We start from the raw sequence: 20,747 nt of genomic DNA, 5'->3' as shown, positions 1-20,747 counted from the left end.
GTTTCACTCGGCACTTCTCCCCGCTGGGGCGAAGAGGGAGATGGCGGCAGCCCCCGAATATCAAGGTAACTCAACCTAAAGCGGCAACTGCCGATGGGCTGACCTAAGCTCCGACCCTGCGTCCCACGACGCGACCAGAAAAAATGCAGCCGCCGAGGAAGCTGCCTTCCAGCGCATTATAGCCGTGCATGCCGCCGCCACCAAAGCCCGCGACCTCTCCGGCCGCGTAGAGGCCCGGCACGGGCTCGCCCGACAGTTCCACCACCCTTCCGTCGAGGTCCGTCTGCAGGCCACCGAGGGTCTTGCGGGTGAGGATATTGAGGCGCACGGCGATCAGAGGCCCCGCTTTCGGATCCAGCAGCCGGTGCGGCTTCGCGGTACGCATCAATCGGTCGCCGAGATAGTTGCGGGCGCCACGAATAGCGGTGACCTGCGCGTCCTTGGAAAACGGATTGTCGACCTCCCGATCCCGCGCCTCGATCTGGCGGCGTAGATGGTCGAGCGACAGGCGCCTCTGGCCGGTCAGCGCATTCATGCCCTCGACCAGATCCTCCAACCGGTCGCGAACGACGAAATCCTCGCCCTTGTCCATGAAGGCCTGGACCGGGCCCGGCGGGTTCTTTCCCAGCCGCTTGAGGAGCAGCGGAATATCCTTGCCGGTCAGGTCTGGGTTCTGTTCGGACCCCGAAAGGGCAAATTCCTTCTTGATGATCGCCTTGGTCAGGATGAACCAACTGTAATCCGCGCCGCTGCGGCCGATCGCCTTCAGCGTGCCAAGCGTATCGAAGCCTGGCATGGCGGGCGCGGGAAACCGGTTGCCATTGGCATCGCACCAGAACGAGGACGGCCCGGGCAGGATGCGGATGCCGTGATCCGGCCAGATCGGATCGAAATTCCTCAGGCCCTCGGTGTAGTGCCACATCCGGTCCTTGTTGATGATCGATCCGCGCGCATGTCCGGCGATCTCGATCATCCGCCCGTCGACATGATGCGGCACGCCGCTCACCATGCGCCCCGGCGCCGGACCTAACCGATCGACCGGCCACTGCCGGCGCACCATGTCATGATTGCCGCCGATACCGCCCGACGAAACGATCACCGCGCCGGCCTCGAACCAGAACTCGTCGACCACCTCGCGCGAACTGCGATGACCACGCGGCACGCCGTCATTTTTGAGCACCGATCCACGGGCGCCAGTGACGGCCCCGTTGCTGACCATCAATTCATCGACCTGGTGGCGAAAGCGAAACCGGATGCGCCCCTTCACCTCCGCCGCCCTTGCCCTTGCGATGAACGGTGCGAGAACACCCGGACCGGTTCCCCAAGTGACATGAAAGCGCGGCACCGAATTGCCGTGGCCGTCGGCAAGCCCGCCGCCGCGCTCCGCCCAGCCGACGAACGGAAACCAGCGCATGCCCTGGGCATGCAGCCAGCTACGCTTTTCTCCCGCGGCAAAATCGAGATAGGCCTCCGCCCAGCGGCGCGGCCAGAAATCCTCGGGCCGATCGAACTGCGCCGAACCCATCCAGTCCTGACGGGCGAGATCGAGCGTATCGCGAATGCGCATACGCCGCTGTTCGGGGCTATCGACGAAAAACAGCCCGCCAAGCGACCAGAAGGCCTGTCCGCCAAGATTCTGCTCGCCCTCCTGATCGAGAACGATGACGCGCAGTCCCCGGTCGGCGGCCTCCACCGCCGCCACGAGACCGGCAAGCCCGGCTCCGATCACCAGCACATCGCAATCCATCGCATCCCTCCGCCGCATTTCCCGGCGCCAGCTTACGAACACGTAAAGGTCAGGGCAACGACGAAGTCAGTCGATTCCGGCCAACTTCGCCAAGAGAAGGGAAAGATCACTATTTTTCGGTCAGCTTCAACTCGATGCGGCGGTTTTGCGAACGCGCCTCAGGGCTTTCGCCCTCGGCAATCGGCTGGAATTCACCGAAACCGGCCGCCACCAGGCGATCCGCCGGAACGCCCTTTGAAATCAGAAACTTGACCACGGAAGTCGCACGCGCCGAGGAAAGCTCCCAGTTGTCTGCATAACGCCCCGTACCTGAAAGCGGCACATTGTCGGTATGACCATCGACACGCAGAACCCAGTTGATCTCCGCCGGAATTTCCTTGGCGAGATCGAGCAGCGCATTCGCAAGCTTTACCATTTCCTCCTGACCCGCCGGGTTCAGTTCGTTTCCGCCGGAAGGAAATAGCACTTCCGACTGGAACACAAACCGGTCGCCGACGATGCGGATATTTTCGCGGTCGGACAGGATTTCACGCAGACGGCCGAAGAAATCGGAGCGGTAGCGGTTCAGCTCCTGCACACGCTGTGCCAGCGCCACGTTGAGGCGGCGACCGAGATCGGCGATCTTCGTTTGTGATGCCTCGTCCTTGGCCTCAGACGCCTGAAGCGCCCCTTCAATGGCGGCGATCTGGCTGCGCAAGGCGGCAATCTGCTGGTTCAGGAGGTCGATCTGGCTCATCGCACGGGCGCTGGCCTGCTTTTCAGCGTCCAGCTTGCCCGTCAGGTCACCGATCTGCTGGTTGGCACTGTCCGAACTGCCGGCACCCTGCTGAAGCAGCGCCTGCAGGCGGGAGCGCTCGTCTTCCGAAGTCGCAAGCGAGGCCTGAAGGTTCGCCAGCGAATCCTCGAGATCCTGCTTGCCACCCTTTTCCAGCGCCAGGAGTTGGGTCAGTTCGTTGATCTGGCTGTTTAGCCGGTTCAGCACATCGTCCTTGCCGCTGATTTCACGGCTGAGAAGGAACTGCGCCAGCACGAAAACGCACAGCAGGAACATGATGGACAGAAGCAGTGTCGACAAGGCATCGACGAAGCCCGGCCAGTAATCGACGGTCCTCTGGCTGCGGCCCTTGCGCGCAAGTGCCATCGATCATTCCCCCCCGGCGTCTTCGACGCGGGCAAGCTTCGGCGGCGAACGATCCGGGTGCACGGGCGCCTTGTCGGCATGGCCGATGCGGGCGGAGAGCTTGTCGAGCGTCTTGCGCATCGATTTCGCTTCTTCCTGCTGCGCCTCGATCCAGTCGCGCAACATCTGCTGTTCACCACGCATGTTCTTGACCAGGCCCTGAATACCTTCCGCCAGGCTTGCCATGGCCGCGGTCGTCCGCTGGCTCATGCCGCCATCTTGGTTGAGCCGCGATAGCTGTTCCGTCAGCAGGCGGAGATCGTCGGACGGAGCAGCGCCTGGCGTTACCGTGGCTGCCGTAAGATCAGAGCCCACATCGGTCACCGACGACAGCCAGTTTTCAAGCTCGGTATAGAACCGGTTCTGCGCGCGGCCGGCCTGCAGGTCGAGGAAGCCGAGGATCAGCGAGCTGGCGAGGCCGAACAGAGAGGTGGAGAAGGCGGTGCCCATGCCGGTCAGCGGTGCGGATAGGCCGGTTTTGAGCGCAGCCAGCACATCCTGCGTACTTCCAGATCCCGCATCGAGCGACTGGATGACCGTGTTGATCGATCCGATCGTGCCGAGCAGACCCCAGAAGGTGCCGAGCAGGCCGAGGAAGACGAGCAGGCCGATCAGATAGCGCGAGGTATCGCGCGATTCGTCGAGACGCGTTGCGATCGAATCCAGAATGGAGCGCAGGGCGGCAGTGGAGATCGCCATCGAGAGCCGTTGGCCGATCAGCGCCCGCATCGGCGCCAGAAGCACGGGGTCGCGGCCGACCTTCTCGGCGCTACCGGCAGCGCGGAAGGAATTGAACCAGCGCACTTCGGGCCGCAGCCCCAGCACATGATTGAAGACGAGAAGGATACCGATCAGCAGCACGCCGAGGATCAGCCCGTTCAGGCCAGGATTGCTCATGAACGCCGCGTGCGCCTGACGGAACAGGATCGCACCGACAAAGCCGACGATGATCAGGAAGAACACCATGGTCCAGAAGAAGACCATCGGGCTCGTCAGCTTGTTGGGATTATACCCCTCGTTCAACTCTCCGCCGGCATCCCATCCCGACAGTTCCAATTTCGCCATGAGGCTCACTTCTCCGGTTTTTCAGGGCCGCAACCCGTCCGCATAAGCGGTCGCGACGATGCTGGTCCGGAGACTAGAGGAACTTTGTGCCAAATTGAAGGGGAAACAACAGAGTACGGCGACGACACACAACAGCCGCCGTCTCAATCATTTCCGGGCTTACTTGCCCGGAATCGGCCGATGCAGCACATCGTGCAGGGCTTTGCGGATATATTCGTTACCGGCAACGATCGTGCCGTCCTCGATTGGCTTGTTGCCGCCGTCGATATCGGCGACCCAGCCGCCCGCCTCGCGAATCAGGAGAATGCCTGCGGCGAGGTCCCACGGCATCAGGCCGCGCTCCCAGAAACCGTCGAACCGGCCGGCTGCGACATAGGCGAGATCGAGCGAGGCAGCACCCATGCGGCGCACGCCGGCGACTTCGCCCATGACGTGACGCAGTTCGATCAGGTATGTGCCATGGTTGCCGGCGCCCAGATGCGGTGTGCCCGTGCCGATGACGGCATCCGACAGGCTCTTGCGGGCCGCGACGCGCAGGCGGCGATCATTGAGGAAGGCGCCGCCGCCGCGCTCGGCGGTGTAAAGTTCGTCGGTCGCCGGATTGAGAATAACCGCAGCAACCACCTCGCCCTGGCGCTCCAGCGCGATCGAGATGGCGAAATGCGGGATGCCGTGCAGGAAGTTGGTCGTGCCATCCAGCGGATCGACGATCCAGCGATGCGCGCCGTCGGTGCCGATAATCTCTTCGCTTTCCTCGCCAAGGAACCCATAGGTCGGGCGTGCCTTCAAAAGCTCCTCGCGGACCAGTTTCTCGGCCTTGCGGTCAGCCTGCGAGACGTAGTCGCCGGGACCTTTCAGGGAAACCTGCAGGTTCTGCACTTCGCCGAAGTCGCGCGCCAGGGACTTTCCGGCCTTGAACGCGGCCTGAACCATGACATTGAGAAGAGCTGAGCGTGCCATCGTGGCTTCCTTCGAACAGAAACCGGCCGCATCAACGACCGGAGAATTTTAGACGTGCCGCTGCGGATCAGTCCGCGCGGCGGAGATAGGCAATTTCATTGGTGTCGACCAGAATACGCTCCCCGGTCTCGACGAACGGCGGAACCATGACGCGCACGCCATTTTCCATGATCGCCGGCTTGTAGGACGACGCTGCCGTCTGCCCCTTCACCACCGGATCGGCCTGCGCGATCGTCAGCACCACCTGGTCCGGCAACGAGATGCCGATCGGCTTCTCGTCGTAGAGCTTCACCGTCACCATCATGCCGTCCTGCAGGAAGGTGGCGCGATCGCCGACGAAATCCTTCTGCAGTTCCAGTTGTTCATAGCTCTCATTGTCCATGAACACCAGCGCATCGCCCTGTTCGTAGAGAAACTGGAAGTCCTTCAGTTCGAGACTGACCAGTTCGACGGTTTCCGACGAGCGGAAGCGCTCGTTCAGCTTGGTGCCGTCGATCAGGTTCTTGAGCTCGACCTGATTGAAGGCGCCACCCTTGCCCGGCTTGACCGTGTTGCATTTCACCGCGGCCCAAAGACCGCCATTGTGTTCCACCACGCTGCCGGGGCGAATTTCATTGCCATTGATTTTCATGGGGAGCAGACCCTACAGAATTCCGTGCGGCCTTATCGGCCAGTCAATCCGGCGCCTCAAGACCACAAAAACCCCGAAAGTTCAAGTCTTGCGACAAAACAGCGTTTAGGACGAGCGGTATTTGTTGGCAGCGCTTAGGGCTGCTTTCTGCTGGTCGTCGTTCAGACCGAGATAAAAATCCTCGAGCGCAAGATCCTTCAAACCGGCCCGGCGCGACAGGACATACCACTTGGCGGCCTCGACCGGATCCGGCCGCGTGCCGATGGCATTGATATAGAGATGCGACAGCTTGTTCTGGGCAACCACATTGCCGCCGCGCGCCGCGCGCAGCATCCACTTGAAGCCTTCCTCGAGATTGCGCTCGCCGCCGATGCCATCGACCATCCAGATCGCCAGATCGAGCTGGGCCGTATCGAAGCCGGCTTTTGCCGCCCGCATCAGCCAGCCGCGCGCCATCGAACGCTTGTTCTCGTCGATTCCATCGACATTCAGATAAATCTGCGAAAGTGCATATTGCGCATCGGCAATGCCCTGCTCGGCCGATTTCTCATAATAAGGCAAGGCCGCCTTCAGACCCTTTTCGCCGGGCATGTCGGCAACGAGCAATTGTCCGTAGTTGAACTGCGCCGAAGAATTGCCGAGATCGGCCGCCTTCTTCATCAGTTCCTCGGACCGCTTCTTGTCGCGCGGAACGTCACGGCCTTCCATCAGCATGAGCGCGTATTTGAACATGGCGCCTGGATCGCCGGCATTGGCCGCCTGACCATACCAGAAGGCCGCGTCCTTGGTGTTTCGGGCTACGCCCAGCCCTTGCGAGAAGATTTCGGCAACCAGCGTCTGCGCCGCTGCATCACCCAGTTGTGCCCGCGGCAGAGCCAGTTCCATCGCCGTCAGGTAATAGCCGCGTTGAAACGCACCATAGGCATCGTCCGCCTTGCCGGTAAACGGCTTTTCCTTCGGCAGCGACGGCAAGGCCGCACCCATCCGCTCCAGCACGTTCACGCCATTCGACGGTTCAAGGGCTTTCTGGTCCGCCTTCCTGGCCTCTTCCGGAGACTGCAAGGGCGGAATTTCACCTTCCGGCAGCGCCGCGCCATTGAATGGCGTGATCCGGCCGCGCTTGGCCGCGGCGCCTTCATCGATCTCGTTCTGCTCCGCTGCCGGCTGATCGTCGATCTTGACCGCCACCGGCTCATCGACACCGGGCAGCCCCGTCTGCGCGTAAAGACCGGCCGGCGCCGTAAAGGCTACGGCACACAGCAGAAACAGCCGGAATCGGTGCAGCGATGTAGAGGGACGGATCAACATGAAAATGTCTTAAGCTTCAAACCGTGGCGCTTTTTCGTCAAGAAGTGCGTTGACACTGGCAACAATCACGGGCGCCTGTTCAGGCTCGGAAAAAACAGCCTGCCGAAGCGCAACGAATTCGGCACCGCTCTCGGCAACGGTCAATACCGAATCCGGATCAGTCCCGCCCATGACGATGCAGGGAATTTCGATCATCGACGCCCACCACTCGGCCAGCGCCACGTTCTTCGGATGCGCTTCCGGCTTGATATCACCATCGACCTTGCCGAAGAAAATATAGTCCGGACGAATTTCGCCGATTTCCAATGCGTGGTGGCGATCGGCGGCATTGCCGCCGCCAACGATCAGCTTCGGTGCGAATTTTTCGACCGCCTCGGCCAGTTCCGTCGCATTGCCGGTGATATGCAGGCCATCCGCCTTGGCCCGTCCTGCGACGCGCGTATCGCCGGCGATCAGGGCAGCCGCACCGGCGTCCTGGATGACCGGCACCAAGGCTTCGGCGTGCTTCTGGAATGTGTGGTCGTCCAGCCCGTATTGCGGGACGATGACGGACGCCACGTCGCCACCGCGCAGCGCGCCAGCCAGGATCGCGGTACGGCTGTCGATATCGGCGATATCCGGCACGATGAGGACCAGGCGGCAGCGATTGTCTTGATTGCTCATAATGTCTCTGTTTCCGATGAAATGCGCATCCGCGCGCACCATCCCTACTCGATTTCGATCCGCAAAAGCGATAGACCCTGCGGGCCAAAGGATCAACCGGTACCCCATGCTTCCCGATATTCAGTTCTATGCCATCGCCATCCCCGCAGTCCTGCTCGTCGGCTTCAGCAAGGGCGGCATGGGGGAAGCCCTTTCGATGATGGGCGTGCCGATCCTGTCACTGGTCGTGTCGCCGGTGCAGGCCGCGGCCCTGTTGTTGCCGATCCTGATCGCCATGGACATCGTCGCGCTCTGGACCTGGCGCCACTATGGCGACCACAAGACGCTGACGATGCTGCTTCCCGGAGCGCTCGCCGGCATCGGCATCGGTTGGGCGACCTCGGCCTATGTCTCCCGCGACATGTTGCGGCTGATCATCGGCCTGATCACCGTGCTCTTCGTGCTGCGCTACGCCTACAACACCTGGCGGGCGCGGCAGGGCATCGTTATCCCCGCCAAGCCGCACCGGACGCTGCCGGCGATCTTTTTCGGCTCCTTTGCCGGTTACGGCAGCTTCGTTGCCCATTCCGGCGGCCCACCCTTCCAGATCTATGCGCTACCGCTGAAACTGCCGCCGCGCGATTATACCGGAACGATGGTGCGCTTCTTCGCCATCCTGAATGCGGTCAAGCTCATTCCCTACTTCGCCCTCGGCCAGCTCGACATGAGCAACCTGACGACATCCGTCACCCTGTTCCCACTCGCCATGCTGGCGACAATGGCCGGCGCCTGGATCGTGCGGCGCATGCAGCCGCAGGTGTTTTATCCGTTCATGTATTCCATGGCGTTCCTGGCCGGAATGAAGCTCTGCTACGATGGCATGATGGCGCTGACGATCGCGCAGTGATTTGGCGGAAATCCGCCCGCAGGATAACCGCATAATCCCGCTCGGAGTACTTGCATACCGCGCAGCAAAATTCTTACCGCAACGCACAATTTACTTGCCCACCGCGTTGAATTCCCCTAGCTTTTGCCCATGTCACACGCAGATCCCTTCGATGCGATTTCGGACCCGAACCGGCGCTACCTGCTGGAGGAGTTACGACGCGCTCCCCGCACCGTGAACGAACTGGCGGAAGGCTTGCCGATCAGCCGGCCTGCCGTGTCGCAGCATCTGAAAGCTTTGCTGGATTCAAATCTGGTTTCGGTCTCGGCAAGCGGCACGAAACGGATTTACGCCATCAACAAGCCCGGTTTCGACCGGGTCAATCTGTGGCTGGATCAGTTCTGGTCTTGAGGATGGCGGCCTGAAAGGCCAGACATCGGGAAACTCGCTACCGCGGGCTCCGGCGAACGTCATGTCCGCACCCGGTGAGCCCGCTTATCAACAACGCTTGAAGCCGATTCTGGATTGTCTTCCTTCGTCCGGTCGTCAATTCATACGTTGGAACAAAAGTCTCCCGATGAATGAGATTGCTTTACCTAATCAGTGAGATGAAGAGCGAATCTTCTCGATTTCGTCCTTCAAGCGCAGCTTCCGACGCTTGATGTCGGCGATGTGCTGGTCATGGACAGACGGCTGCGTGAGAGCCGAATGGAGCTCCTGCTCCAGAACACCATGTTTTTTCTCAAGCGTTGCAAGATGAGCCTCAATGGTCATGTGGCAGTCCCTTCCTTTTGCTTGCACCCGGCCATCAAATGCCGGATGTTCCACGTTGTAACCGGGGTAGTGTGCCACGCTATTTTTCATTTGTCGAAGGCGAAATCGTGGCTGGCGCCAAATCCGGCTCACGAGATTTGGTATTGGGATAACTTCCCGTTACCAACAATTCTGTGCTAGAGCGACGACGATTTGATACGGATGGCAGACCGACTTCTGCCGGCGCCGACGGGGAACATGCATGCCAGATCAGGATCAGGCCGAACTCAGACTGGGCGTAGCTCGACTGAGGCAGGAACACGAAGATTATGACGTCGCGATCAATGCGATGATCCAGACAGGCTGCGATGCCCTGCGCATCCAGCGGATGAAGAAGAAGAAGCTGATCATCAAGGATAAGATCACCAAGATCGAAGACCAGATCATCCCTGATATCATCGCCTGATCCGGCCCTACAGGAACGAAGACGTGACGAAAGCAGCCACTCCGCCCGTCGCCATCATCATGGGTAGCCAGTCCGACTGGGAAACCATGAAGAATGCCGCCGATATGCTTGACGTGCTCGATGTCGCCTATGAGGCGCGCATCGTTTCGGCGCATCGGACCGTGGACCGGCTGATCAATTTTGCGAGGGGCGCGCGCGACGAGGGCTTCAAGGTCATCATCGCCGGCGCCGGCGGCGCAGCCCACCTGCCCGGCATGACGGCGGCGATGACACCCCTGCCCGTGTTCGGCGTTCCCGTCCAGTCGAAAGCGCTGTCCGGCCAGGACAGCCTGCTTTCGATCGTGCAGATGCCCGCCGGCATCCCCGTCGGCACGCTGGCGATCGGCCGCGCCGGCGCGGTCAACGCAGCACTTCTCGCCGCCGCCGTCTTGGCATTGAGCGACCCCGATCTTGCCGACCGCCTCGACGACTGGCGCGAACAGCAGAGCGCATCGGTCGCAGAATATCCCGTGGACAACGCATGAGAACGATCGGCATCATCGGCGGCGGCCAGCTCGGCCGCATGCTCGCCATGGCGGCGGCGCGTCTCAATTTCCGCACCATCATTCTGGAACCGCAGGCCGATTGTCCGGCGGCACAAGTCGCCAATGGCCAGATCATCGCCGCCTATGACGACGAAGCCGCACTGCGAGAGCTTGCGGATACCTGCGATGTCATCACATACGAATTTGAGAACGTTCCGGTCGTAGCCGCCGAACTGCTCGCCCGCACGCGCCCGGTCTGTCCGCCCGCCAAAGCTCTGGAAGTGTCCCAGGATCGTGTCACCGAAAAGCGGTTCCTCAACGGCTGCGGCATCGAGACCGCACGCTTCCACGCCGTCGACAGCCAGGAACAACTGGATACGGCGCTTGCCGACTTCTGCGGCCAGGGCGTTCTGAAGACCCGCCGCCTCGGTTATGACGGCAAGGGACAGCGCGTCTTCAAGAGCGCCGCCGACGATCCGGCCGATGCTTACGCGGCGCTTGGAAGCGTTCCGCTGATTCTGGAGAGCTTCGTTCCCTTCGAACGGGAAATCTCGATCATCGCCGCGCGCGGCACCAATGGTATGATCACCTGTTACGACCCGGCGGAAAACATCCATCGTCACGGGATACTCCATACATCGACCGTTCCGGCCTCCGTGAACGAAGCAGCCGCGGAAGCAGCCCGGCTTGCCGCCACGGCGATCCTGACGGCGCTCGACTATGTCGGCGTCATCGGCGTCGAATTCTTCGTGCTGGCCGATGGCACGCTGGTCTGCAACGAGATCGCCCCGCGCGTCCACAACTCCGGACACTGGACGGAAGCCGCCTGTGCCGTCTCGCAGTTCGAGCAGCATATCCGCGCCATCACCGGCTTGCCGCTGTCGGATGGTGCGCGCCACTCCGATTGCGTGATGCAGAACCTGATCGGCGACGACATCGACGAGGTGCCGTCCTGGCTCGCCAAGCCCAACACGCTTGTCCATCTTTACGGCAAGACGGAAGCACGTCCCGGGCGCAAGATGGGGCATGTCACCTGGCTGAAATAGGGTTTTAACCCACAGAAAAGCCGCAAGCCCCTGCGAAAACCGGCTCTCTGTGGTTGACACTTTTACGATGCCGGGTTATTTGCCTGCCACCCTAAGAGCGCGCTCGACCCTGACGGTCTGCAAGCGCGCTTTTGATTGTTAAAGACCGGCGAAGTGAGATTCGCCAAAACCGCGGATCAGAAAAATGAAGATCAAAAATTCGCTCAAGTCGCTGAAGGCCCGTCACCGCGAAAACCGTCTGGTTCGCCGCAAGGGTCGCATCTACATCATCAACAAGCTGAACCCGCGCTTCAAGGCCCGTCAGGGCTGATCCATTGGCGCGTCGGAAAGCGTGCTTTCCGGCATTTCGTGAATGGATTGAGCGCGTTGCGCTGCCCTTGTTCCGGGAGGAAACGGCGCGCGGCGGTTCAGCATATTGATGTCTCAAATTTGATTTGATCTTCGGCCATGGCGGACTACCTTATCTGCCATGGCTAAAATCATGTCTTCATCTTTGATTCTCGGTTCTTTTCTGGCAGCCTCCCTCATCGGCAGCCCTGCCCTTCATGCGGCAGATGCTTCGCAGGCCTCCGCGACATCAGAACTGACGACGCCCAAGCACCGACTCGAGACGCTTTTTGGCGAATTGAAGCGGGAGCGTGAGCCGGACAAGGCGCGCGAGATTTCCGAGCGAATCCGTATCGAATGGCAGGATTCCGGAAGCGCCTCCGTCAATCTGCTGATGCAATGGGCGGCCAAGGCGATGGAAGCGAACCGCCAGGCTGCGGCGCTTGATATGCTCGATCAGGTCATCGCCCTTTCCCCGCACTATGTCGAAGGCTGGAACCAGCGCGCGACGCTGCACTACCAGATGGGCAACTATCGAAAGTCCATGTCCGACATCAACCGCGTGCTGGCGATTGAGCCTCGTCATTTCGGCGCGCTCGCCGGCATGGCGGCGATCCTGACGTCGGCCGGCAAGGACGAACTGGCGCTGCGAGCCTGGGAACAATTCCTCGATATCTACCCGGCCGACCGCAAGGCGCAAGAACAGCTTGGCGAGCTTGAGGAAAAACTTGCCGGCAATCGCACGTAATTCGCCCCTGGGACGAAACCGGGCACTCCTCCCCAACGTATCAGCACAATACCATTCCATCCGGCCGGTTGCGTATGCGTGCAGTGCGCGAGAGATTGATTGATGTATTTCGCCTCCAGGAAAATCATGCTGTTTATCGCGTCCGTCTTTCTCGCAGCACTCGCCACAGGGTTTGGCTTTAGTGCCTATCAGGCTGCCGCCTTCGAGAAGAACAATCCGAACCAGGGCGAACTAATCGATGTCGGCGGCTACCGGATGAACAGCGTCTACGTGCCGCGCCCAAAGACTGCGGACCTGCCGACCCTCGTCTTCATCCACGGCGCCAGCGCCAATCTGCGCGATCCGATGGGCGCCTTTCGCGACAAGCTGGAGGGGCGTGCCGAGATGCTGTTTCTCGACCGACCGGGGCTTGGCTTTTCCGATCGCGGCGGCCCACGGAATGCCTATCCGGACGGCCAGGCGGATGCGATCGCGGCCCTGATGAAGAAGCGCGGCATCCGTAAGGCGATCATCGTCAGCCACTCCTTCGGCGGCGCCATTGCCGCAAGTTTCGCGCTGAACCATAAGGACATGGTCGAGGGCCTCGTGTTCCTCTCCCCCGCCACCCATCCCTGGCCGGGCGGCATCGAATGGTATTATTCGGTGGCCAAGACGCCGGTGCTCGGCTGGCTGTTTTCGACGCTGGTGGCACCTCCCGCAGGTCTTGCCGCCATCGACAAGGCGACCAAGGCGGTCTTCGCGCCCAATCCCCGGCCGGACAATTATATCGAGAAAACAGCCGCCTATCTCGCCATCCGGCCTCGCGCTTTTCGCAACAACGCCATCGATATCGCCAACCTGCTGGAATATGTGAAGCGTGTCTCGCCGCGATATCGGGAGATCAAGGCACCGACCGTGATCATCACCGGCGACGCCGACAATGTCGTTTATCCGCAAATCCATTCCCGCCAATTGCACGAGGCCATCGACGGATCGACGCTCCTCACCATCCACAACCTCGGGCACAAACCGGATTATATCGTCACCGACCTCGCTATCTCCGCCATCGAGAGTGTCGCCGGGAGGAAACGGAACCTGAAGAAGCTGGCCGCTGAAGCCGAAGCGCGGATTGTCGTCGTCAAATAGCGACTTCGGGCGCCTGACGTGATGCAACAAAAAGCCGCCGGAGCGATCCGACGGCTTTTCTCGTTTCCGTATAATCGGGTTCAGACGCCGCTGAGGCCGTCCGAGCCGATATAGGCGATGCGCAGCATGTTGGTGGCGCCCGGCGTTCCCAACGGCACGCCAGCCGAAATGATCACCCGGTCGCCCGGCTTGCCAAAACCTTCGCTCGCCACGATGCGGCAGGCGCGATTGACCATGTCGTCGAGGTCGGTTGCATCGCCGGTGACGACGCAGTGCAGGCCCCAGACAACAGAAAGACGGCGGGCCGTCTGGATAACCGGCGACAGGGCGATGACCGGCACCTGCGGACGCTCGCGCGCGGTACGCAAGCCTGTATTGCCCGACGACGTGTAACAGACGATGGCCGACAGCTTCAGCGTTTCGGCGATCTGGTGGGCGGCGAGCGAGATGGCGTCGGCGCCGGTTGCTTCCGGCGGCGTGCGCTGGGCGTAGATGATGCCCGGATAGTGCGGATCGGTTTCGATCTTGCTGGCAATGGACGCCATGGTCGCAACCGCTTCGACCGGATAATCGCCGGAAGCCGATTCGGCAGAAAGCATGATCGCATCGGCGCCTTCGAACACGGCGGTCGCGACATCGGAGACTTCGGCGCGGGTCGGCACCGGCGCGGAGATCATCGATTCCAGCATCTGCGTTGCAACGACGACCGGCTTGCCGGCGCGACGGGCAGCGCGGATCAACTGCTTCTGCAGGCCCGGAACGGCTTCCAGTGGCATTTCGACGCCGAGGTCGCCACGGGCGACCATCAGCGCATCGGACAGTTCGATGATCTCGTCGATCCGCTCGATTGCCTGCGGCTTTTCGATCTTCGACATCAGGCCGACGCGGCCACGCGAAATCTTGCGGACTTCGGACAGGTCCTCCGGGCGCTGGATGAACGACAGGGCAACCCAGTCGACATCTTCGGTCTCCAAGACGGCATCGAGATCGGACCGGTCCTTCTCGGTCAGTGCGCCGACGCCGAGCAACGTGTCCGGCAGGCTGACGCCCTTGCGATCGGAAATCTTCGTGCCAGATACAACGCTGCAGACAATGGACTTGCCGTCGCACTTTTCAGCGCGCAAATGCAGCTTGCCGTCGTCGATCAGCAGGCGGTGGCCCGGCTTGACGGATTCGAGGATTTCCGGATGCGGCAGGTAGACACGCTTGGCGTCGCCGAGCGCCTCGTTGCTGTCGAGCGTGAAGGTCTGGCCGGGAACCAGATCGACCTTGCCCTCGGCAAACTTGCCGACGCGCAGCTTCGGCCCCTGCAGATCGGCGAGAATGCCGATCGGACGGCCACAGCGCTCTTCCACGTTCCGGATGCGCTTGATCAAAGTGCGCATCATGTCGTGGCTGGCATGGCTCATGTTGATCCGGAAGAGATCAGCACCTGCTTCATGCAGCTTCTGGATCATCTCTTCTTCGTTCGACGCCGGGCCGAGCGTGGCGAGGATTTTGACTTTTCTATTCCGCTTCATCAGTTGTGGCTTTCTTGAGTCCCTGGGGTATCGGACAACTGAACCATCCAGCTTCCCTGACGCCCCGTGTCGTATTCCTTGAATCCCACCCGCTGGAAACCGCGCGCGAAGCAATCCTGCACGCCGGTAATCTTGAACTCGTTTTCAGCGAGGCACATGTTGACCCCGCCGGTCCATCGGCCGCCGCGGGCCGCATCCTCAGCGTAGAGATAATAATAGCGTGATTGCAGTTCGCCCTCGATCAGGGTCGCGCATGTGGTCGCGGGAACCTGCCACCAGCCCTCCGTGATCCAGCCTTCCTTGGCCCGATAGCCGATGGCCACGCCGACGAGGTTCTGCGTGCCATTGCACACTCGAAACTCCGCATGGGCCTCGCTGGTCACCAGAGCCGGCGAAAACACCGTCAGACCAGCAAGAATGATGGCGCCGAGCGCCCAATTCCGCACATTCAGTCTGGAAAAAGGATATCTGGACACGGTTTCCAATGGGTCTCCATTGTGATTTGTCGTGGCACTTTCTTGCGACGGGAGGCTTTGAAAGTCAACGCGACTCTAATCGATTACATCCGGCTTTTTGTTGACCGAAACCGGACAAATCGAGCAGTGCCTTGCGATTGCAACCCCATCATGCCATCAAATTTCGTCAAGGATAAAACGAGTAGATACTGTATGCCGGAAACACCAGCGTTCGAAATCATCGATGGCGACAGGACGGCAGGGCTGTTGCTTTTGGCCGATCACGCAACCAACAGGCTGCCGCCGGAATATGGCCGCCTCGGGCTGCCGGATAGCGCCTTCGAACGGCATATCGCCTATGATATCGGCGTCGAGGCGCTGACCCGGCGGCTGGCCGCCCGCCTTGGCGTTCCCGCCGTCATGAGTTGCTTCTCGCGGTTGCTGATCGATCCTAACCGCGGCGAGGACGATCCGACGCTGATCATGAAGATTTCCGACGGCGCCATCATTCCCGGCAACCATCCGATTACCCCGGAAGAATGGGAAGCCCGCCTCGATCGCTTTCACCGCCCCTATCACCGTGCCGTCTCGCAGACGCTCGCCGAGGTGAGTGCCGCCAGCGGCAAGACTCCGCTGGTCATATCGCTCCATTCCTATACGCCCGCCTGGAAAGGCGTCGCCCGTCCGTGGCATGCCGCTGTTCTGTGGGATAGCGATCCGCGCGCCGTGCATCCGCTGATCAGGGAACTGGAAGCCTCAGGCGACATCATCGTCGGTAACAACGAACCTTATGATGGCGCGCTGCGCGGCGATACGATGTTTCGCCATTGCATGGAGACGGGCATCGCGCATGCGCTGATCGAAGTGCGGCAGGACCTGATCGGTGACGATGCCGGCGTTGCCGAATGGAGCGAACGCCTCGGCCCGATCCTTGAAGGACTGAACGCGCGCCCTGAAATGCACGAGATCAGGCGCTATCCGTCCCGCACCGGACCACACGCCTTCTGACACGACCGGAAAGAGACCGACGATGAGTGACCTGACGCCACAGCAACAGCTTGAATTCGAGGCCGCCGCCTTCCGCCGGCTGGCCGCCCACCTGCGCGAGCGCAGCGACGTCCAGAACATCGACCTCATGAACCTTGCCGGCTTTTGCCGCAACTGCCTGTCCAACTGGTACCGCGACGCGGCCAATGCGGCCGGCGTGCCGCTCGACAAGGAAGCCTCGCGCGAAATCGTCTACGGCATGCCCTATGAGGAATGGCGCGCACTCCACCAGCGCGAGGCGAGCGCCGAGCAGAAGGCCGCCTTCGACGTGAACAAGCCGCAGGAATAGGGACGATACGGCCTTGGTCGCCGCGAAATCGACGCCAACATGCGCAATGTCACTTGACCTTGGCCGCGCTTCACGTCAGGTCACAGCCTCACAAATTCAGTCCCCAATAAGGAGAAGACCATGTCGGATGCCCATGGCGTCGCCCGCGACCAGCTTCGCTCTTTCATCGAGCGGATCGAGCGGCTGGAAGAAGAAAAAAAGACCATCGCCGATGACATCAAGGATGTCTACGGCGAGGCGAAGGGAACCGGCTTCGATACGAAGATTCTCAAGAAGGTCATCGCCATCCGCAAGCAGGACAAGGACGAGCGCATGGAACAGGAAGCCATCCTCGACACCTATCTTGCCGCTCTCGGCATGATCGACGCACCGGATGCTGAATAATCGCCCGGAGCGCTTTCAGAAGCGTCAGAATATCGAAAAGGCCGGTCACAACCGGCCTCAGGTTGCTGACAAACCCTAAAAGCAGCTGTTTGACGAAGCGACACCGCATCCTCCGTCATGCTCGCCCTTATGGCGGGCATCCAGCGACCCGACGTCCGTCGGGTCAAAAGACTCTTTCGGCCCAATGACTTGGACCGGCTGGATTCCCGCCACAAGCCCTCGGGTTAAACCCGAGGGGAGAATGACGGAGGTTTTGGCTGCGCTGCTTTCCCTAATCCCTGTTGGCAAGACTTTCAGCGGTCTGGGCCGGTCGATAATGACCGGTCTTTTGCTTTTAACACCATCCGGACGCCTCAGGCGGCGTCGCTGCTCTTTTCGCGGTGGGGCAGCTTCCAACCCGGGCGGATGAAATGGCAGGTATAACCGTTTGGAATCCGCTCCAGATAATCCTGGTGCTCCGGTTCCGCTTCCCAGAAATCGCCGACCGGCTCCACTTCCGTCACCACCTTGCCGGGCCACAGGCCGGAGGCATCGACATCGGCGATTGTGTCGATCGCGACGCGCTTCTGCTCGTCGCTGGTATAGTAGATCGCCGAGCGGTAGCTGGTTCCCCGGTCATTGCCCTGCCGATTTGGTGTCGACGGATCATGGATCTGGAAGAAGAACTCCAGGAGATCGCGATAGCTGATCCGGGCGGGATCGAAGGTGATTTCGATGCCTTCCGCGTGGCTGCCATGATCGCGGTAGGTGGCGTTCTTCACGTCCCCGCCGGTATAACCGACCCGTGTGTCAACCACGCCGTCGTAACGGCGGATCAGGTCCTGCATGCCCCAGAAACAGCCGCCGGCCAATACTGCGCGTTCAGTCGTCATCAGATATCCTCCACCTGGTCGAGATAATCACCGTAACCTTGCTCTCTCATCCTGTCGCGATCGACAAAGCGGAGCGAGGCCGAGTTGATGCAATAACGCAACCCGCCGCGATCCCTTGGACCGTCGGTAAAGACATGGCCGAGATGGCTGTCGCCATGGGTCGAGCGAACTTCCGTCCGGACCATGCCGTGGGATGCATCGCGCAGTTCCGCCACATGGGCCGGGTCGATCGGCTTGGTAAAACTCGGCCAGCCGCAACCGGATTCGTATTTGTCCGAGGACGCGAACAATGGCTCGCCCGAAACGATATCGACATAGATCCCTGGCTTCTTGTTGCCGAGATATTCCCCCGTCCCGGGCCGTTCCGTACCGCTTTCCTGCGTGACGCGATATTGTTCCGGAGACAGTTTTGAAATCGCCTCCGGGGTCTTCATGTATTTGGACATTCACAACTCCTGACCCGATTGAACGGGATTGCCTTCGCCGCCGCCACGCATCCCATGACCTTACCGCGAACGACGCGAAATGCGAACGCGCGGCAGCAAAAGAGATGACCGTCATATAGGAAGGAAGGCATGGTTCCGCCATAGCCCACGAAGCGCGCCGAAACTCACACCATGCACACGTTCGCGTGAGCCCGTTCGCCAATAAACTGGTCCGAAACGAAAAAAGCTCGCCGTCACCAGCGAGCTTTCACAAGTCAGATGGAGCCGGATCAATTGGTGCTGAACTTCTTCACTTCGAGGAAGTTGACCGCATTGCCGCTGAACCGGGCCGTGTCGATGGCAACCGCGTTGTTCGAGAAGCCGGCCGAATAGACCGTCGTCGGCGAGGCCCGCAGGGTCTTGCTGACAAAGCGCGGCGCCTTGACCGACTTGGACAGCGTCGCCATGCGGCCGTTCGTCAGAGCCCATGAGGAAATGATCTGCTGCGTCAGCTTCGGCTCGGTGCGAACAGACGAGCGAGTCGCAGCGTCTGCTTCCTGCTTGTTCGGGCGCTTGCCCTTGGCCGGAGCCTCGGCACTCTTGTCGGTGTTGAAGGCATCGTCAAAGACAAGGCCACGGGTCTTCGCCGCTGTCTGCGGGACAAAGGCCGCCATCTCGACAGGCTGTTCTTCACGCTTGGCCGTTGGCTGCGCCAACGCAACGCGCGTCTGGGCTTCGGCATCCACCGGTTCCTGTGCGAGCGCGACGGCTTGCGGCTGCAGGCTGCGATCGGCAAAGGACGGCACGGCGACATTGGCGTCGGCAACGGCCATCATCGCATCCTCACCCGCCGGACGCATGCCCGGAACCGGCACGAAGCCAAGCGCCGCAACGTCTTCAGGCACCACGGCGGCATTCGGATCGGTCGAGGCCATCAACGTGTCGCTGCTGCCGGCATCACCGTTCGATCCACGCTTGCCCAACATCTGCGGCACCGGAATCTTGTAGGCGGTCAAGTCTGCATATTCGCTTTGGGCAGCCTGCGTACCGGCGGGCAGTGCCGCTGCCCAGGCTTCCTGCGACGTATCCTTGGCCGGTGCGACGAGTGCCGTCTGGATGCCGGCATCGGCGTCTTTGAAGGCCGGCCGTACGCCCGGAACCGGGGCAGCAACGTCCTTGGCCTGTTCTGCAGCCTTCGCAACGGAATTATCGACGCCGGGCAGCGCTTCTTCGGCGGCGGCGACTTCTGTCACCTTGGCCTTGGACTTTGCAGCCGGCTGTTCGTCGGCCCCTTCCAGTTCGGCGCTGGCAATCGCATTGGGTTCTTCATCCTCGTCGCCACCGGCGCCAAACAGCATGGCAAAGAGGTTACCCTTCCGCTTCGTGGTGTCCTTGTCACCCGGCCCCTTGGCACCGCCGCCGGCCACTTCGATCGTGCTTTCGCCAACGCGGCGTTTGTAGTCGGCAACGGCCATCTGGTAGCCCGGCAACGGCTTGCCATCGCTGGGAACGTGCAAGGTCTTGCCGTCGGGGAACAGGCGGACGAGTTCGTTGCGGTTCATGCGCGGCCAGGCACGAACGCCGCCGACGTCCATGTGCAGGAAAGGCGAGCCCGACGTCGGATAGTAGCCGACGCCGCCCACCTGGAACTTCATGCCGATCTCACGCAGCGTCTTCAGCTTCACGTCGGGCAGATAGAAGTCCATTGCCTTGCCGAGCATGTGCTGGCTCTTCTTGGCGACGCCTTTCGAGCGCGACCGCAGCATGCCGTTGGTTGCCGGCGAGCGGTAGGCGGAAACGACGTGGATGTAATCGCGCGAACCGCTCTTCTGATAAACTTCCCAGACGAGGTCGAGCAGGCGCGGATCCATCCGCGTCGGCTCGTTGCGGCGCCAGTCGCGCAGGAAACGGTTGATCTGCTGCAGGCCCTTCTGGTCATAGCGGCCATTGCGCTTGAACGTGATGGAGGCCTTTTCCTGCGTATGAATGAAATAGAGCTTCAGCGTCCGCGTCTGACCGGCGGCTTCGACAGGCGGGGTAAAGCCCGGAGTGACCAGGGACGCAGCGATGACAAGCGATGCAAGAACGCGCGGCATCTTACCGGCTATCGCGGCGCAAAAGCGGGTGATCACGGAGCCGCGAGGCTTCTTGAAACCGAACAAATTTTGCAAACTCAATCCCCGTCCGACGGACAATGCGTCCCGTGGCTGCTCAGATGACTGTCAATTGCGGTGACAGCATGGCAAATATGCCACAGTCATCGGTTATCCTTATAATATAGTGAATGGATCACTAACAAGGTCTAAACGACAACTGGCGAATACGACGGAACGGGGTTGATTGTTAT

At 61.0% G+C, this 20,747-nt stretch carries 23 protein-coding genes and 1 pseudogene; 11 read left to right on the top strand and 13 right to left on the bottom strand.

Annotated elements, in window-relative coordinates:
- Nucleotides 1–103: 103 nt before the first annotated feature.
- The 7 genes from ACST81_RS05745 to ACST81_RS05715 form a co-directional block, all read right to left on the bottom strand.
- Nucleotides 104–1,747, bottom strand: a complete 1,644-nt coding sequence (locus ACST81_RS05745) for an FAD-binding dehydrogenase (RefSeq protein WP_438751888.1) — start codon at nucleotides 1,745–1,747, stop codon at nucleotides 104–106.
- Nucleotides 1,748–1,856: 109 nt separating this feature from the next.
- Nucleotides 1,857–2,888, bottom strand: coding sequence for a peptidoglycan -binding protein (locus tag ACST81_RS05740; protein ID WP_438751887.1), 1,032 nt, complete (start codon nucleotides 2,886–2,888; stop codon nucleotides 1,857–1,859).
- Nucleotides 2,889–2,891: 3 nt separating this feature from the next.
- On the bottom strand, nucleotides 2,892–3,992 hold the full coding sequence (locus ACST81_RS05735) for a flagellar motor protein MotA (RefSeq protein ID WP_438751886.1): 1,101 nt from the start codon (nucleotides 3,990–3,992) through the stop codon (nucleotides 2,892–2,894).
- 159 nt (nucleotides 3,993–4,151) lie between these two features.
- Nucleotides 4,152–4,952, bottom strand: a complete 801-nt coding sequence (locus ACST81_RS05730; RefSeq protein WP_438751885.1) for an inositol monophosphatase family protein — start codon at nucleotides 4,950–4,952, stop codon at nucleotides 4,152–4,154.
- A 67-nt stretch (nucleotides 4,953–5,019) separates the two neighbouring features.
- Nucleotides 5,020–5,583: an elongation factor P gene (gene efp / locus ACST81_RS05725; RefSeq protein ID WP_113105411.1), complete on the bottom strand. Its 564-nt coding sequence runs from the start codon at nucleotides 5,581–5,583 to the stop codon at nucleotides 5,020–5,022.
- 105 nt (nucleotides 5,584–5,688) lie between these two features.
- Nucleotides 5,689–6,891, bottom strand: coding sequence for a tetratricopeptide repeat protein (locus tag ACST81_RS05720; protein WP_438751884.1), 1,203 nt, complete (start codon nucleotides 6,889–6,891; stop codon nucleotides 5,689–5,691).
- Nucleotides 6,892–6,900: 9 nt separating this feature from the next.
- Nucleotides 6,901–7,554, bottom strand: a complete 654-nt coding sequence (locus ACST81_RS05715) for a thiamine phosphate synthase (protein WP_438751883.1) — start codon at nucleotides 7,552–7,554, stop codon at nucleotides 6,901–6,903.
- A 106-nt stretch (nucleotides 7,555–7,660) separates the two neighbouring features.
- Between ACST81_RS05715 and ACST81_RS05710 the strand changes: the two genes are divergently transcribed.
- Both ACST81_RS05710 and ACST81_RS05705 read left to right on the top strand, forming a co-directional pair.
- On the top strand, nucleotides 7,661–8,440 hold the full coding sequence (locus ACST81_RS05710; protein WP_438751882.1) for a sulfite exporter TauE/SafE family protein: 780 nt from the start codon (nucleotides 7,661–7,663) through the stop codon (nucleotides 8,438–8,440).
- 129 nt (nucleotides 8,441–8,569) lie between these two features.
- Nucleotides 8,570–8,830: an ArsR/SmtB family transcription factor gene (locus tag ACST81_RS05705; protein WP_037099983.1), complete on the top strand. Its 261-nt coding sequence runs from the start codon at nucleotides 8,570–8,572 to the stop codon at nucleotides 8,828–8,830.
- Nucleotides 8,831–9,019: 189 nt separating this feature from the next.
- On the opposite strand, the gene ACST81_RS05700 is transcribed toward ACST81_RS05705, so the two are convergent.
- On the bottom strand, nucleotides 9,020–9,193 hold the full coding sequence (locus tag ACST81_RS05700) for a YdcH family protein (RefSeq protein ID WP_325465945.1): 174 nt from the start codon (nucleotides 9,191–9,193) through the stop codon (nucleotides 9,020–9,022).
- Between the two features lie 241 nt (nucleotides 9,194–9,434).
- On the opposite strand from ACST81_RS05700, the gene ACST81_RS05695 reads away from it, so the two are divergent.
- The 6 genes from ACST81_RS05695 to ACST81_RS05670 all read left to right on the top strand — a co-directional run bounded on the left by ACST81_RS05695 (nucleotide 9,435) and on the right by ACST81_RS05670 (nucleotide 13,408).
- Nucleotides 9,435–9,638, top strand: a complete 204-nt coding sequence (locus ACST81_RS05695) for a YdcH family protein (protein WP_062584015.1) — start codon at nucleotides 9,435–9,437, stop codon at nucleotides 9,636–9,638.
- Between the two features lie 59 nt (nucleotides 9,639–9,697).
- The gene (gene purE, locus ACST81_RS05690; RefSeq protein WP_438753400.1) at nucleotides 9,698–10,162 is read left to right on the top strand and encodes a 5-(carboxyamino)imidazole ribonucleotide mutase; all 465 of its coding nucleotides are present in this window, start codon (nucleotides 9,698–9,700) and stop codon (nucleotides 10,160–10,162) included.
- Nucleotides 10,159–11,208, top strand: coding sequence for a 5-(carboxyamino)imidazole ribonucleotide synthase (locus ACST81_RS05685; protein ID WP_438751881.1), 1,050 nt, complete (start codon nucleotides 10,159–10,161; stop codon nucleotides 11,206–11,208). The genes purE and ACST81_RS05685 overlap by 4 nt, the downstream gene beginning before the upstream one ends.
- 184 nt (nucleotides 11,209–11,392) lie before the next feature.
- The gene (gene ykgO, locus ACST81_RS05680) at nucleotides 11,393–11,518 is read left to right on the top strand and encodes a type B 50S ribosomal protein L36 (RefSeq protein WP_018327898.1); all 126 of its coding nucleotides are present in this window, start codon (nucleotides 11,393–11,395) and stop codon (nucleotides 11,516–11,518) included.
- Nucleotides 11,519–11,689: 171 nt separating this feature from the next.
- Nucleotides 11,690–12,283 carry a hypothetical protein gene (locus ACST81_RS05675; protein WP_438751880.1) on the top strand — a complete coding sequence of 198 codons (594 nt, stop codon included), beginning with the start codon at nucleotides 11,690–11,692 and terminating at the stop codon, nucleotides 12,281–12,283.
- Nucleotides 12,284–12,409: 126 nt separating this feature from the next.
- A complete protein-coding gene (locus ACST81_RS05670) occupies nucleotides 12,410–13,408 on the top strand; it encodes an alpha/beta fold hydrolase (RefSeq protein WP_438751879.1) in 999 nt (332 codons plus the stop codon).
- An 80-nt stretch (nucleotides 13,409–13,488) separates the two neighbouring features.
- Here ACST81_RS05670 and pyk read toward each other — a convergent pair whose 3' ends face one another.
- Together pyk and ACST81_RS05660 are read right to left on the bottom strand one after the other, a co-directional pair.
- Nucleotides 13,489–14,928 carry a pyruvate kinase gene (pyk, locus tag ACST81_RS05665; protein ID WP_438751878.1) on the bottom strand — a complete coding sequence of 480 codons (1,440 nt, stop codon included), beginning with the start codon at nucleotides 14,926–14,928 and terminating at the stop codon, nucleotides 13,489–13,491.
- Nucleotides 14,928–15,299: pseudogene (locus ACST81_RS05660) on the bottom strand (DUF1036 domain-containing protein); the annotation flags it as partial. The gene pyk and the pseudogene ACST81_RS05660, both read right to left, overlap by 1 nt.
- Before the next feature lie 297 nt (nucleotides 15,300–15,596).
- On the opposite strand from ACST81_RS05660, the gene ACST81_RS05655 reads away from it, so the two are divergent.
- The 3 genes from ACST81_RS05655 to ACST81_RS05645 all read left to right on the top strand — a co-directional run bounded on the left by ACST81_RS05655 (nucleotide 15,597) and on the right by ACST81_RS05645 (nucleotide 17,103).
- The gene (locus tag ACST81_RS05655) at nucleotides 15,597–16,391 is read left to right on the top strand and encodes an N-formylglutamate amidohydrolase (RefSeq protein WP_438751877.1); all 795 of its coding nucleotides are present in this window, start codon (nucleotides 15,597–15,599) and stop codon (nucleotides 16,389–16,391) included.
- A 22-nt stretch (nucleotides 16,392–16,413) separates the two neighbouring features.
- The gene (locus ACST81_RS05650; RefSeq protein ID WP_438751876.1) at nucleotides 16,414–16,719 is read left to right on the top strand and encodes a DUF1244 domain-containing protein; all 306 of its coding nucleotides are present in this window, start codon (nucleotides 16,414–16,416) and stop codon (nucleotides 16,717–16,719) included.
- 120 nt (nucleotides 16,720–16,839) lie between these two features.
- Nucleotides 16,840–17,103, top strand: coding sequence for a DUF2312 domain-containing protein (locus ACST81_RS05645; RefSeq protein WP_062584009.1), 264 nt, complete (start codon nucleotides 16,840–16,842; stop codon nucleotides 17,101–17,103).
- A 353-nt stretch (nucleotides 17,104–17,456) separates the two neighbouring features.
- Here the strand turns inward: ACST81_RS05645 and msrA are convergent, their stop codons facing one another.
- The 3 genes from msrA to ACST81_RS05630 all read right to left on the bottom strand — a co-directional run bounded on the left by msrA (nucleotide 17,457) and on the right by ACST81_RS05630 (nucleotide 20,571).
- Entirely contained in the window at nucleotides 17,457–17,975 is a 519-nt protein-coding gene (gene msrA / locus ACST81_RS05640; protein ID WP_438751875.1) for a peptide-methionine (S)-S-oxide reductase MsrA, read from the bottom strand.
- Nucleotides 17,975–18,421 (bottom strand): peptide-methionine (R)-S-oxide reductase MsrB, encoded by a 447-nt coding sequence (gene msrB, locus ACST81_RS05635; RefSeq protein WP_438751874.1) that lies wholly within the window; start codon nucleotides 18,419–18,421, stop codon nucleotides 17,975–17,977. Before msrB ends, msrA begins: the two co-directional genes overlap by 1 nt.
- A gap of 269 nt (nucleotides 18,422–18,690) precedes the next feature.
- Nucleotides 18,691–20,571, bottom strand: coding sequence for a DUF882 domain-containing protein (locus ACST81_RS05630; RefSeq protein WP_438751872.1), 1,881 nt, complete (start codon nucleotides 20,569–20,571; stop codon nucleotides 18,691–18,693).
- Nucleotides 20,572–20,747 lie beyond the last annotated feature (176 nt).

The sequence above is a fragment of the Pararhizobium sp. O133 genome (assembly GCF_051669845.1).
Classification (GTDB): Bacteria; Pseudomonadota; Alphaproteobacteria; order Rhizobiales; family Rhizobiaceae; genus Pararhizobium.
Note: the sequence above shows the minus strand (reverse complement) of the source record. Positions and strands in the feature narration are given on the sequence as shown.

Coding starts and splice junctions, on each gene's coding strand:
- ACST81_RS05745 (WP_438751888.1), bottom strand. CDS start 1,747: ATGGATTGCGATGTGCTGGTGATCGGAGCCGGGCTTGCCGGTCTCGTG.
- ACST81_RS05740 (WP_438751887.1), bottom strand. CDS start 2,888: ATGGCACTTGCGCGCAAGGGCCGCAGCCAGAGGACCGTCGATTACTGG.
- ACST81_RS05735 (WP_438751886.1), bottom strand. CDS start 3,992: ATGGCGAAATTGGAACTGTCGGGATGGGATGCCGGCGGAGAGTTGAAC.
- ACST81_RS05730 (WP_438751885.1), bottom strand. CDS start 4,952: ATGGCACGCTCAGCTCTTCTCAATGTCATGGTTCAGGCCGCGTTCAAG.
- efp (WP_113105411.1), bottom strand. CDS start 5,583: ATGAAAATCAATGGCAATGAAATTCGCCCCGGCAGCGTGGTGGAACAC.
- ACST81_RS05720 (WP_438751884.1), bottom strand. CDS start 6,891: ATGTTGATCCGTCCCTCTACATCGCTGCACCGATTCCGGCTGTTTCTG.
- ACST81_RS05715 (WP_438751883.1), bottom strand. CDS start 7,554: ATGAGCAATCAAGACAATCGCTGCCGCCTGGTCCTCATCGTGCCGGAT.
- ACST81_RS05710 (WP_438751882.1), top strand. CDS start 7,661: ATGCTTCCCGATATTCAGTTCTATGCCATCGCCATCCCCGCAGTCCTG.
- ACST81_RS05705 (WP_037099983.1), top strand. CDS start 8,570: ATGTCACACGCAGATCCCTTCGATGCGATTTCGGACCCGAACCGGCGC.
- ACST81_RS05700 (WP_325465945.1), bottom strand. CDS start 9,193: ATGACCATTGAGGCTCATCTTGCAACGCTTGAGAAAAAACATGGTGTT.
- ACST81_RS05695 (WP_062584015.1), top strand. CDS start 9,435: ATGCCAGATCAGGATCAGGCCGAACTCAGACTGGGCGTAGCTCGACTG.
- purE (WP_438753400.1), top strand. CDS start 9,698: ATGGGTAGCCAGTCCGACTGGGAAACCATGAAGAATGCCGCCGATATG.
- ACST81_RS05685 (WP_438751881.1), top strand. CDS start 10,159: ATGAGAACGATCGGCATCATCGGCGGCGGCCAGCTCGGCCGCATGCTC.
- ykgO (WP_018327898.1), top strand. CDS start 11,393: ATGAAGATCAAAAATTCGCTCAAGTCGCTGAAGGCCCGTCACCGCGAA.
- ACST81_RS05675 (WP_438751880.1), top strand. CDS start 11,690: ATGTCTTCATCTTTGATTCTCGGTTCTTTTCTGGCAGCCTCCCTCATC.
- ACST81_RS05670 (WP_438751879.1), top strand. CDS start 12,410: ATGCTGTTTATCGCGTCCGTCTTTCTCGCAGCACTCGCCACAGGGTTT.
- pyk (WP_438751878.1), bottom strand. CDS start 14,928: ATGAAGCGGAATAGAAAAGTCAAAATCCTCGCCACGCTCGGCCCGGCG.
- ACST81_RS05655 (WP_438751877.1), top strand. CDS start 15,597: ATGCCGGAAACACCAGCGTTCGAAATCATCGATGGCGACAGGACGGCA.
- ACST81_RS05650 (WP_438751876.1), top strand. CDS start 16,414: ATGAGTGACCTGACGCCACAGCAACAGCTTGAATTCGAGGCCGCCGCC.
- ACST81_RS05645 (WP_062584009.1), top strand. CDS start 16,840: ATGTCGGATGCCCATGGCGTCGCCCGCGACCAGCTTCGCTCTTTCATC.
- msrA (WP_438751875.1), bottom strand. CDS start 17,975: ATGACGACTGAACGCGCAGTATTGGCCGGCGGCTGTTTCTGGGGCATG.
- msrB (WP_438751874.1), bottom strand. CDS start 18,421: ATGTCCAAATACATGAAGACCCCGGAGGCGATTTCAAAACTGTCTCCG.